Source organism: Streptomyces sp. NPDC059010 (assembly GCF_042740355.1).
GTDB lineage: Bacteria > Actinomycetota > Actinomycetes > Streptomycetales > Streptomycetaceae > Streptomyces.
In genome coordinates, this window is sequence record NZ_JBHYJA010000006.1 from 97,811 (window position 1) to 110,216 (window position 12,406).

Sequence of the window (12,406 nt, forward strand, 5' to 3'; positions counted from 1 at the left end):
CCCGAGACGGGGAGGCCCTCCTCATGTTCGCGACAGGCAGTTCGCGACAGTTCAACTCGCCGGATGCGGCCCCTCAACCCGCCGGATACGGCGTCGCCGTCCGTCCCGGCTGGCGCAGCAGCAACGCGATCGCCGCCGCCGCGATCGACACGCCGCCGGCCAGCGCGTACGCGCCGTCGTAGCCCCAGGCTGCGACCACCATGGAGCCCAGGCCGCCGCCGAACAGGCCGCTGATCAGCTTGCCGCTGTAGACGAGGCCGTAGTTGGTGGCGTTGTAGTTCTCCCCGAAGTAGTCCGGGGTGAGCGCCGCGAACAGCGGGTAGAAGGCGCCGCCGCCGAAGCCGGAGAGGAACGCGAAGAACAGGAACAGCCACTCGCTCCCGAGGTCGCCGGCCCAGATCACGCCGAACTGGGCGAGACCCAGCACGACGATCACGAACACCAGCGTCGGTTTGCGGCCCCACCGGTCCGAAAGCCAGCCCACGACACCGCGGCCGATGCCGTTGATGACCGCCATCACCCCCATCGACGACGCGGCGACCAGCGGTCCGAAGCCCACCTCCTTGGCGTAGTCGACCTGGAAGGAGATACCGAAGATCGACACCCCGGCGGTCAGCACCACGGACAGCCACATCAGTGGCAGCATGCCCGTCCTGATGGCCTCCCGCGGTGTGTACTGCTTCACCGCCGGAGGGTTCTTGGCCAGGCTCACCGCGCTTTTCTGGCTGCCCGCAAAGGACAGCGGATCGATGTCCGCGGGCCACCAGTTCTTCGGCGGGTCCTTGAAGAAGAACGCGCACCCGAGGACGACGATCATGATGTAGCAGCCGATGAGGTCCAGCACCCGGTGGTAGTTCGCGGTGTCGAACCCGTAGTTGAAGATGAAGATGAACGGCAGCGATCCGTACGCGAACCCGCCATTGACGAAACCGGTCCGGGCGCCGCGCCGCTCGGGGAACCACTTGCCGACCATGTTGATGGAGGTCGCGTAGATCAGGCCGGCACCGATGCCGCCGATGACGCCGAATCCGAGGATCGCGAGCCACACATTGTTCAGGTGCGACAGCGCGAGGAATCCCAGCAGACACATGCCGGAGCCGATGTACATCGCCTTGCGGGCCGTCAGGATGCCCTTCTCACGCAGCCAGCCCGCCGGGAAGGCGATGCCGGCCTGGAAGAACACCCAGACGCTGAGGATCCAGAAGGTGTTGCTCTGCGTCCAGCCGTGCGCGTGGGACAGGGTGTCCTCCGCGGAGCCGTACGCGTACTCGAAGACGCTGATGGCCATCATGGCGAGCCATGGGAGGTACACCATGATCTTGCGGGAGTGGCCGAGGATGTCCCGGTCGGTCTCGCCGACGCGGTAGACGCGCCCGCGCGCGTCGGTCACCTCGCGGTAGGGACGGTGTGCGGCGTCGGATCGGGCGGACGAGCTGTTTGCTGCGTACGGATCTGCCGTCATGTCAGGCCATGTCCTCGCCGAGAGGTTGGGGGTTGGGAGCGATACGGCGCGGTTCGTTGTCGCGTCCCGGTGGGCTGAGGAACAGCGCCATGCAGCCGGCGAAGAGCGAGATGGAGCCGGCCAGGATGAAGGCACCGGAGTGACCCCAGGCGCCGACGACCACGGCACCCATGCCGGCGCCCAGGCCGGAGACGAGCTTGGCGCTGTAGACCATGCCGTAGTTGGACGCGTTGTTGTTCTCGCCGAAGTAGTCGGCGGTGAGGGCCGCGAACATCGGGAAGATGGCGCCGCCGCCGAAACCGGAGATCGCGGAGAAGATCAGGAACAGCGTCAGGTTCTTCGCTTCGGCCGACCAGAGGATGCCGTACTGGGCGAGACCCAGGATCAGACAGACGAAGAGCAGGCACCGCTTACGGCCGTAGAGGTCGGAGAGCCAGCCGATCACGCCGCGGCCGGTACCGTTGACGACCGCCTTCAGGGACATGGCCGTGGCCACGATCCCGCCGGCGAACCCGGCCTCCTCGCCGATGTCCACCTGGAAGGCGATGCCGAAGATGTTCACGCCGGACGTGCACGCAAGACAGAACCACATCAGGGCCACCCGGCCGGTCTTCCACGCCTCCTTGGGGGAGTACTGGCGGACCGCCGGCGGGTTCATCCGCAGCGAGCGGGCCGCGCGCGGGTCGCTCGGCGGATTGAGCGGGTCGATCGAGGCGGGCCACCAGTTCTTCGGCGGGTCCTTGAAGAAGTAGCCGGAGAACGCGACGATCCCGGCCAGGAACACACCCACCGAGACCAGCACCCAGCGGAAGTTGGTCAGGTCCATGTAGCCGTTGAAGATGAAGACGAAGGGCACCGAGCCGTAGGCGAAACCGCCGTTGACGAAGCCCGTCTTGCCGCCCTTGCGCTCCGGATACCACTTGCCGACCATGTTGACGCAGGTGGCGTACACCATGCCCGCGCCCATGCCGCTGAACATGCTGAAGCCGATGTAGGCGAAGACGACATGCGGAGCGAAGGCCAGCGACAGATAGCCGAGCAACGTGCCCGCGGCGCCGCACATCATCGCCCAGCGGGCCGGCAGTTTCCCGATCTCACGCAGCTTGCCCGCGGGGAAGGCCACCGCGGCCTGGAAGAAGACCCACACGGTCATCATCCAGAAGATGTGCATGCTGTTCCATTGATGCGCCGTGTGCAGGGTGTCCTCGGCGGACGCGAACGCGTACTCGGCGGAGGAGATGCCCATCATGCCGATCCAGGGCAGGATCACCATCCACTTGCGTTTGCGCCCCATGATGTCGATGTCGGACTCACCGACGCGATAGACGCGTCCGTTCTTGTCGGTCACCTCCCGATAGGCGGCGACCCGTGGAACGTCAGTGGTTGTCACGTTAGTTGCACCCCTTGCGTCGAAAGTTCTGGCCAGCGCCCCCTGTCCAATGCCTTTCGTGCGCGCGCGGGTCCCGGGGCGGGGGGCGGGCGCGCCCCCGCCCGCCCCCCCCCGCGCCCCCCCCCCCCCCCCCGCTGCCTCACCTCATGAACCGCCCCCCAACAACCCCGCCGCCCGCGCCCACCGGTACTTGGCGCCGAGTACGGCCACCGGCTTCTCGGTCGTGTACGGGTACGCCACGACCCCCCGCTCGTACAGGTACTGGCACGCTTCCTCGACCTCGACGTCACCCGCGAGCGATGCCACCACGGGCTTTTCGATGCCGCGCTCCCGGAACTCGGCCACCACGCGCGCGGTGAGCTCCGCGAAGACCATCGGGGGAGTGACGATCGTGTGCCAGTAGCCCAGGACCAGCGTGTGGATGCGCGGATCCTCCAGACCGAGCCGGATCGTCGCCTCGTACGTCGACGGCGGCTCGCCACCTGTGATGTCCACCGGGTTGCCCGCGGCCCCGAAAGGCGGGATGAACTTCCGGAACGCCTCGTCCAGGTCCGGCGGGATCTCCATCAGGGACAGGCCGTTGTCGGTCACGGCGTCCGACAGCAGCACACCGCTGCCGCCGGCCCCGGTGATGATCACGACGTTGTCGCCCTTGGGGGTGGGAAGCACCGGCAACGCGCGCGCGTACTCCAACATTTCGTTGAGCCCGGGCGCCCGGATGACGCCGGCCTGCTTGAGGATGTCCTCGTACACGGCGTCGTCGCCGGCGAGGGCTCCGGTGTGCGAGCCGGCCGCCTTGGCGCCCGCCGCGGTACGGCCCGCCTTGAGGACGACGACGGGCTTCTTCGGTACGGTCGCCCGCGCGGCCTCGACGAAGGCGCGCCCGTCCTTGAGGTCTTCCAGATGCATCGCGATGCACTCGGTGCGCGGGTCCTCGCCGAACCAGGTCAGCAGGTCGTCCTCGTCCAGGTCCGACTTGTTGCCGAGGCCCACGATCGCCGACACACCCGTCTTCGTGGTCCGCGCGAAGCCCAGGATCGCCATCCCGATGCCGCCGGACTGCGAGGTCAGCGCCACCCCGCCCTTGACGTCGTACGGCGTGCAGAACGTGGCGCACAGGTCCTGCCACGTCGAGTAGTAGCCGTAGATGTTCGGCCCGAGCAGCCGGACGCCGTGCCGCTCGGCGATGGCCACGATCTCCTCCTGGAGTTCGTGCTCACCGGTCTCCGCGAACCCGGAGGGGATCAGGACGGCGTTGGGGATCCCCTTGCGTCCCACCTCCTCCAGGGCCGAGGCCACGAACTTGGCGGGGATAGCGAAGACCGCCACATCCACCTCACCGGGAACGTCCGTGACACTCTTGTACGCCTTGCGGCCCAGAATGTCATCGGCCTTGGGGTTCACCGGGTGGATGTCCCCGGCGAAACCACCGTCGATGAGGTTGCGCATGACCGAATTGCCGATCTTGCCCTGCTCGTTCGAGGCACCGATGACCGCGACCGACGACGGCTGCATCAGACGGCGCATCGAGGTGAGGATCTCCTCGCGCGAGTAGCGGCGGCGTGGCTTCGCGGGTGCCTCGGAGAGGATCACGCGGATGTCCGCGGCGACCGCGCCCTCCGCGGTGGCGATCACCGGGTTGAGATCCACCTCGGCGATCTCCGGGAAGTCCGCGACCAGCTGTGACACCCGGCGGATCTGCTCGGCGACCGCCCAGCGGTCCACGGCCGCCTGGCCGCGCACGCCGCGCAGGATCTCCGCCGAGCGGATCGAGTCCAGCATGGACAGCGCCTCGTCGGCGCTCACCGGCGCGAGCCGGAACGTGACGTCCTTGAGGACCTCGACGAGCACCCCGCCGAGCCCGAAGGCGACGACCTTGCCGAACGTCGGGTCGGTGACCGCGCCGACGATCACCTCCTGCCCCTGCGGGAGCAGCTCCTGCACCTGCACGCCCTCGATGCGGGCATCCGCGTCGTACGCGCGCGCGTTGTCGATGATCTTGTGAAAGGCGGCCCGGACGTCCGTCGCCCCTTCGACGCCGACGATCACGCCGCCCGCGTCGGTCTTGTGGAGGATGTCCGGCGAGACGATCTTCATCACCACGGGCCCGCCGAAGCGCGCCGCGTAGGCCACCGCCTCGTCGACGTCCGTCGCGAGCTCCTCGCCCGGTACGGCGATCCCGTACGCGTCGGCGATCACCTTGCCCTCGGGCGCGGTCAGCGCGGTGCGTCCCTCGGTCCGCACGGAGTCGAGGAGCGTCCGCACCCTGAGGACGCGGTCTTCTGCCATCACGTCAGATCACTCCGTTCGACTTGAGCAGGCGCAGTTCCTCGTCACCGAGGCCGAGCTCGCCGATGTAGACCTCTTCGTTGTGCTCGCCGAGCAGCGGCGAACTGGTCACCTGGACCGGGGAGTCGGAGAGCTTCAGCGGGCTGCCGACGGTCACGAAGTCGCCCCGCTCGGGGTGCGGCACGGTGACGACCATCTCGTTGTCGACCAGCGACGAGTCCTGGATGATCTCCTCGGTGGACAGGATCGGCCCGCACGGGATGTTGTGGGCGTTGAGCTTCTCCAGCACCTCCCACTTGGGCAGGGTCGAGGACCACTCCTCGATCAGCTGGAACATCTTGCTGAGCTTGGGCAGCCTGGCCTGCGGCGTCGCCCACTCGGGGTCGTCGGCGAGTTCGGGCCGGCCGATGAGCTCGCTGATCGGCTGCCAGCCGACGGGCTGCACGATGACGTACACGTAGTCGTTCGGGCCGCCCGGCGCGCACTTGACCGCCCAGCCGGGCTGACCGCCGCCGGACGCGTTTCCCGAGCGGGGAACTTCCCGGCCGAAGTCGTCGTTCGGATATTCAGCAAGCGGCCCATGTGCCAGGCGTTGCTGGTCCCTCAGCTTCACCCGGCACAGGTTGAGTACAGCGTGCTGCATGGCCACGTTGACCCGCTGCCCACGCCCGGTGTTCTCGCGCTGGAACAGCGCCGCGAGAATCCCCGCGACGGCGTGCACACCCGTCCCCGAGTCCCCGATCTGGGCTCCGGTCGCCAGCGGCGGCCCGTCCTCGAAACCGGTGGTCGACATCGACCCGCCCATGGCCTGAGCGACGACCTCGTACGCCTTGAAGTTGGTGTACGGGCCTTCGCCGAACCCCTTGATGGAGGCATAGACGATCCGTGGATTGATCTCCTGGATACGGTCCCAGGTGAAGCCCATCCGGTCGATCGCGCCCGGTCCGAAGTTCTCGACCATGACGTCGGAGCGCCGGATCAGCTCGGTGAGGATCTCCTTGCCGCGCTCGGTCTTGGTGTTGAGGGTGATGCTCCGCTTGTTGCAGTTGAGCATCGTGAAGTAGAGGGAGTCGACGTCCGGGAGATCGCGCAACTGCCCCCGCGTGATGTCACCGGTCGGCGCCTCCAGCTTGACGACGTCCGCGCCGAGCCAGGCGAGCAACTGCGTCGCGGAGGGCCCGGACTGGACGTGGGTCATGTCCAGGACGCGGATGCCTTCGAGAGCCTTGGTGGACGTACCAGTCATGAAGGCCTCCTCACTTGTACATGGTCTGGTTCATGGTTCCGGGGGCGTACGCGTCCGGGTCGACCCAGACGTTGATCAGCGACGGCTTGCCCGACTCACGGGCGCGCCTGAGCGCCGGGCCGATGTCGGCGGGGTCACGGACCTCCTCGCCGTAACCGCCCAGCATCTGCGCGAACTTGTCGTAGTGGACGTCGCCGAGGGTGTTGCCGACCCGCTCGCGCTCCAGGCCGTACTTCTGGGCCTGGCCGTAGCGGATCTGGTTCATGGAGGAGTTGTTGCCGACGATGCCGACGAAGGGGAGGTTGTAGCGGACGAGCGTCTCGAAGTCCCAGCCGGTGAGGGAGAACGCGCCGTCGCCGAAGAGCGCCACGACCTCCTTGTCGGGCCGCGCCTGCTTGGCCGCGAGCACGAAGGGGACGCCGACGCCGAGGGTGCCGAGGGGACCCGGGTCCATCCAGTGCCCGGGCGACTTGGGCTGCACGACCTGCCCGGAGAAGGTGACGATGTCGCCGCCGTCGCCGATGTAGATCGAGTCCTCGGTGAGGAAGTCGTTGATCTCGCTGACCAGCCGGTACGGGTGGATCGGCGAGGCGTCCGACTTCAAGCTCGGCAGCCGCTTCTCGATGGCGGTCTGCTCGGCCGCGCGCAGCTCGTCGAGCCACTCCTTGCGCTTGGACGCACCGCCGTTGACGCGTCCGGAAGCGGCCTCATCGACCGCCTTCAGGACGAGTCCCGCGTCGCCGACGATGCCGAGGTCGATGTCGCGGTTCTTGCCGACGGTGCGGTAGTCGAGGTCGATCTGCACGACGGTCGCGTCCGGGGACAGCCGCTTGCCGTAGCCCATGCGGAAGTCGAAGGGAGTGCCGACGATCACGATGACATCGGCGTTGGAGAAGGCGTAGCGCCGCGACAGCTGGAAGTGGTGCGGGTCGCCGGGCGGGAGCGTGCCGCGGCCGGCCCCGTTCATGTACGCGGGGATGTTGAGGGTGCGGACGAGGTCGATGGCCGCCTCGGTGCCGCGCGTCGTCCACACTTGGCTGCCGAGCAGGATGGCCGGCTTCTCGGCGTGTACCAGCAGGTCGGCGAGCTTCTCGATCGCCTCGGGGTCGCCGGCCGAGCGGGTGGAGGCACGGTAGGCGCCCTCCTTCGGCACGCGTGCCTTGCTCACCGGGACCTTGGCGTCGAGGACGTCGCGCGGGATCTCCAGGAAGGAGGGCCCGGGCGCGCCGTGGTAGCACTCGCGGAACGCCATCGACACCATGTCCGCCGCGCGAGCCGTGTCCGGCACGGCCGCCGCGAACTTGGTGATCGGCGTCATCATGTCGACGTGCGGCAGGTCCTGCAGGGACCCCATCTTGTGCTGGGTGAGGGCGCCTTGGCCGCCGATGAGCAGCATCGGTGACTCGGCGCGGAAGGCGTTGGCGACACCGGTGACGGCGTCGGTGGTGCCGGGGCCGGCGGTGACGACCGCGCAACCGGGCTTGCCGGTGATACGGGCGTATCCGTCGGCGGCGTGGGCGGCGACCTGCTCGTGTCGGACGTCGACGACCTCGATGCCCTCGTCGACGCAGCCGTCGTAGATGTCGATGATGTGGCCGCCGCACAACGTGTAGATACGGTCGACCCCCTCGGCCTTCAGCGCCTTGGCAACGAGATGACCACCGGAAATGACGTCCTGGGTGTCGTCGGGCATGGCGAGGTCCTGTCCCTTCGTAGGGGGTGGGGAACGCACTCAGCGGTATGTCGTCGGCCGTCGGCAGTACATTGCATACAGTCGACGAATACTGTATGAACCTTGTTATCCCGCATCCGGTGGGTGGTGTCCAGGGGGCGTGCGGCACTTTTGAGTCAGGAGCCGAAATGGACCTGTACGAACACCAGGCAAGGGAACTCTTCGAGGAACACGGCATCTTGGTGCCGCGGGCAGAGGTGACGGACTCACCCAAGGAGGCCCGCGAGATCGCACGCCGACTAGGCGGTCGCGTCGTGGTGAAGGCGCAGGTGAAGACGGGTGGCCGCGGCAAGGCGGGCGGTGTGAAGCTCGCAGCGGACCCGGCCGCCGCCGAGTTCACGGCCCGTCAGATCCTCGGCATGGACATCAAGGGCCACACGGTCGGCAAGGTGATGCTGGCCCAGCCCGTGGACATCGAGGCCGAGTTCTACGTTTCCAATGTACTCGACCGTGCCGAGGGCGGCTTCCTGGCCATCGCCTCCGCCGAAGGCGGCATGGAGATCGAGGAGGTCGCCGCCACCAGGCCCGAAGCCGTGGCCCGCATCCCGATCGACCCGGCCGAGGGCGTCACCTCCGCCAAGGCGGGCGAGATCGCCACGGCCGCCGGACTGCCACCACAGACCGTCGACGTCCTCGTACGGCTGTGGGAGGTACTGGTCCGCGAGGACGCCCTCCTGGTCGAGGTGAACCCGCTCGTACTCACCAGGCAGGGCCAGATCCTCGCCCTCGACGGCAAGGTCACCCTCGACGACAACGCCCGATTCCGGCAGACACGCTGGGGCGCCGACGATGTCGAGCACGACGACGCGCTGGAGGCGGCCGCCGCCGCCAAGGGCCTCAACTACGTCAGGCTCGACGGCGAGGTCGGCATCATCGGCAACGGCGCCGGCCTCGTCATGTCCACCCTCGACGTCGTCGCGGGCTGCGGCGCCCGCCCCGCCAACTTCCTCGACATCGGCGGCGGCGCGTCGGCCCAGATCATGGCCGACGGCCTCTCCGTCATCCTCTCCGACCCGGCCGTGAAATCGGTCTTCGTCAATGTCTTCGGCGGGATCACCGCGTGCGACGCGGTCGCCGACGGCATCGTGCAGGCCCTGGACACCGTCCAGCTGACCAAGCCGCTCGTCGTACGCCTCGACGGCAACAACGCCGCCCGCGGCCGCGCCATCCTCGACGGCCGCGCCCACCCGCTGGTCCAGCAGGCCACCACCATGGACGGCGCCGCGCTGCGGGCCGCCCAACTCGCCGCCGCAGCCTGAGGAGACACGACGACATGGCCATCTACCTCACCAAGGAGAGCAAGGTCCTCGTCCAGGGCATGACCGGCGGCGAGGGCATGAAGCACACCCGGCGCATGCTCGCCGCCGGCACCGACGTCGTCGGCGGCGTCAACCCGCGCAAGGCGGGCCGCACCGTCGACTTCGACGACCGCGCCGTCCCCGTCTTCGGCTCCGTCGCCGACGGGATACGCGCCACCGGCGCCGACGTGACCGTCGTCTTCGTGCCACCCGCCTTCGCCAAGGCGGCCGTCATCGAGGCGGCCGACGCCGGCATCGGACTCGCCGTTGTGATCACGGAGGGCATTCCCGTCCACGACTCCGTCGCCTTCACCACCCACGCCAAGGCGCGCGGCACCCGCGTCATCGGCCCCAACTGCCCCGGCCTGATCACCCCCGGCCAGTCCAACGCGGGCATCATCCCGGCCGACATCACCAAGCCCGGCCGCATCGGCCTGGTCTCCAAGTCCGGCACGCTCACCTACCAACTCATGTACGAGCTGCGCGACATCGGCTTCTCCACCTGCGTCGGCATAGGCGGCGACCCGGTCGTCGGCACGACCCACATGGACTGCCTGGCCGCCTTCCAGGACGACCCCGACACCGAACTCATCGTGCTCATCGGAGAGATCGGCGGCGACGCGGAGGAACGCGCGGCCGCGTACATCCGCGACCACGTCACCAAGCCGGTCGTCGGCTACATCGCCGGTTTCACCGCACCCGAGGGCAAGACGATGGGGCACGCGGGCGCGATCGTGTCCGGCTCGTCCGGCACCGCGGCGGCGAAGCAGGAAGCCCTGGAGGCGGTCGGCGTGGGAGTCGGCAGCACGCCCACCGAGACCGCGCGCCTGGTGCTGGACCGCCTGGGCGTCGAGGCGTGACGTCACTCATAGTCGGCGCGAGGTCACTTTCAGGAGTTGCCGCACGCCGCTAACTTCCGCCGTAGCCATCAACGACCGCCCCCGACTGTGCACCGAGAGCGGAGCCCCCATGGCAACCACCCTCACCCTCAAATCCGGCACCTCCTGGGCCGACGCCTGGCAGCGCTGCCTCGCCGTCGCCCCGGAGGCATTCCGGGACGACCGAGTCCTCAACCTCTGGAACTCCACCTGGCAGGCCGACGGCCGCGCCCTTCCCGCCACCACCCCCGTCGACGGCAGCCCGATCGCGGGCCCGCCGCGCCTGGACCGGGCCACCGCCCGCCAGGCCGTACGTGCCTCACTCGACCAGCACCGCGCCTGGCGCCACATCCCGCTGGACGAGCGCCGGGCGCGCGTCGCGGCCGCCCTCGACGCCCTGACCCAGCACCGTGACCTGCTCGCCCTGCTCCTCGTCTGGGAGATCGGCAAACCCTGGCGGCTCGCCCGGGCGGACGTCGACCGGGCCATCGACGGCGTGCGCTGGTACGTCGACGGCATCGAGCCGATGGTCGTCGGCCGGGCCCCGCTGGACGGTCCGGTTTCCAACATCGCGAGCTGGAACTACCCGATGAGCGTGCTCGTTCACGCAGTGTTGGTACAAGCACTGGCAGGCAACGCGGTCATCGCCAAGACCCCGACCGACGGCGGTGTCGCCTGTCTGACCCTGGCCTGCGCCCTCGCCGCCCGCGAGGGAATTCCCGTCACCCTCGTCAGCGGCAGCGGAGGCGAGCTGTCGGAGGCGCTGGTGCGGGCGCCCGAGATCGGCTGCGTCTCCTTCGTCGGCGGCCGCGACACCGGCGCCGCGGTGGCCACGGCCGTCGCCGACCTCGGCAAACGACACGTACTCGAACAGGAAGGGCTCAACACCTGGGGCATCTGGAACTACACGGACTGGGACGCGCTCACGACGGTCATCCCCAAGCTCTTCGACTACGGCAAACAACGCTGCACGGCGTACCCGCGCTTCGTCGTCCAGCGTGAGCTGTTCGACGAGTTCCTGGCGGCGTACCTCCCGGCGGTGCGCACGCTGAGGGTCGGCCACCCCCTGGCGGTCGAGAACCGCGACGAACCGTACCCGCAGCTGGACTTCGGGCCGGTGATCAACGCGGCCAAGGCCAAGGAGCTGCACGACCAGGTCGCCGAGGCGATCGACCGCGGCGCCGTCCCGCTGCACCGGGGCAAGCTGTCAGACGCCCGCTTCCTGCCCGGCCAGGACACCTCGGCGTACGTCCAGCCCGTCACGCTGCTGAACCCGCCGCCGTCCTCGCCGCTGCACCATGCGGAGCCGTTCGGTCCGGTCGACACGATCGTTCTGGTCGACACGGAGGCGGAACTGCTGGCGGCGATGAACGCGTCCAATGGCGCGCTGGTCGCCACCCTGTCCACGGACGACCGGGCGACGTACGACCGTCTGGCGCCACAGATCCGGGCGTTCAAGGTCGGTCACGGCAAGCCGCGCTCCCGCGGTGACCGGGACGAGCTGTTCGGCGGCTTCGGCGCGTCGTGGCGCGGGGCGTTCGTCGGCGGCGACCTGCTGGTGCGTGCGGTGACGCAGGGGCCGGCGGGGGAGCGGCCGCCCGGGAACTTCCCGGAGTATCACCTCATGCCCTGACGGGACCGGTGGCGCCCGCCGTGCGTGGGCGCCACCGGCACCGGCCGATCTCACCCGTGCGTGACTCCGAAGTCACCTCCGGTGAAGCGTCTCGGGGGCCTCTTCGCACGGCTCCAGGTGGCGGCCCAGCGCACGGATATGCAGGTGAAAGGCACTCCGAAACCTTGGTATTGTTGTCCATGTCGCCGCGGGGAACACCCTCGGTAAGGCGGCAGACGCCTAGTCCGGGTGGCGGAATGGCAGACGCGCTAGCTTGAGGTGCTAGTGCCCTTTATCGGGCGTGGGGGTTCAAGTCCCCCCTCGGACACAGATACAGATCAACAGATCACTTCCAGCTCATGCGGGTCGAGGGTTGCCTCGGTCCGCATGAGCTGTTTTTGCGTCCCTGCCGTTGCCCTGCTGACGCGGCTCCCGGCAATTGGGTCGATACCTGGAGATACTTCGTGAGGCGTCGTCGGATTGTCCGGGGCCCGTACGT

General features: G+C 68.7%; 8 protein-coding genes and 1 tRNA gene. 4 read left to right on the plus strand and 5 right to left on the minus strand.

From position 1 onward, the window contains the following. Positions 1-73: 73 nt before the first annotated feature. From ACFWYS_RS08005 to ACFWYS_RS08025, 5 genes are all read right to left on the minus strand, one after another. Positions 74-1,462: an OFA family MFS transporter gene (locus tag ACFWYS_RS08005; RefSeq protein ID WP_384764828.1), complete on the minus strand. Its 1,389-nt coding sequence runs from the start codon at positions 1,460-1,462 to the stop codon at positions 74-76. A gap of 1 nt (position 1,463) precedes the next feature. Next, positions 1,464-2,852, minus strand: coding sequence for an OFA family MFS transporter (locus ACFWYS_RS08010; RefSeq protein WP_384764830.1), 1,389 nt, complete (start codon positions 2,850-2,852; stop codon positions 1,464-1,466). A gap of 144 nt (positions 2,853-2,996) precedes the next feature. Next, positions 2,997-5,141, minus strand: a complete 2,145-nt coding sequence (locus ACFWYS_RS08015) for an acetate--CoA ligase family protein (protein ID WP_384764832.1) — start codon at positions 5,139-5,141, stop codon at positions 2,997-2,999. A gap of 4 nt (positions 5,142-5,145) precedes the next feature. Further along, on the minus strand, positions 5,146-6,387 hold the full coding sequence (gene frc / locus ACFWYS_RS08020) for a formyl-CoA transferase (RefSeq protein WP_384764834.1): 1,242 nt from the start codon (positions 6,385-6,387) through the stop codon (positions 5,146-5,148). Positions 6,388-6,397: 10 nt separating this feature from the next. Beyond that, a complete protein-coding gene (locus tag ACFWYS_RS08025; protein ID WP_384764836.1) occupies positions 6,398-8,080 on the minus strand; it encodes a thiamine pyrophosphate-binding protein in 1,683 nt (560 codons plus the stop codon). Between the two features lie 167 nt (positions 8,081-8,247). On the opposite strand from ACFWYS_RS08025, the gene sucC reads away from it, so the two are divergent. The 4 genes from sucC to ACFWYS_RS08045 all read left to right on the plus strand — a co-directional run bounded on the left by sucC (position 8,248) and on the right by ACFWYS_RS08045 (position 12,235). Beyond that, positions 8,248-9,378 carry an ADP-forming succinate--CoA ligase subunit beta gene (gene sucC, locus ACFWYS_RS08030; protein ID WP_384764838.1) on the plus strand — a complete coding sequence of 377 codons (1,131 nt, stop codon included), beginning with the start codon at positions 8,248-8,250 and terminating at the stop codon, positions 9,376-9,378. Positions 9,379-9,392: 14 nt separating this feature from the next. Continuing rightward, the gene (gene sucD, locus ACFWYS_RS08035; protein ID WP_384764839.1) at positions 9,393-10,277 is read left to right on the plus strand and encodes a succinate--CoA ligase subunit alpha; all 885 of its coding nucleotides are present in this window, start codon (positions 9,393-9,395) and stop codon (positions 10,275-10,277) included. Positions 10,278-10,386: 109 nt separating this feature from the next. Further along, entirely contained in the window at positions 10,387-11,928 is a 1,542-nt protein-coding gene (locus tag ACFWYS_RS08040; protein WP_384764841.1) for an aldehyde dehydrogenase family protein, read from the plus strand. 222 nt (positions 11,929-12,150) lie between these two features. Beyond that, positions 12,151-12,235 (plus strand) — tRNA-Leu (locus ACFWYS_RS08045). The last annotated feature ends 171 nt before the right edge of the window (positions 12,236-12,406 follow it).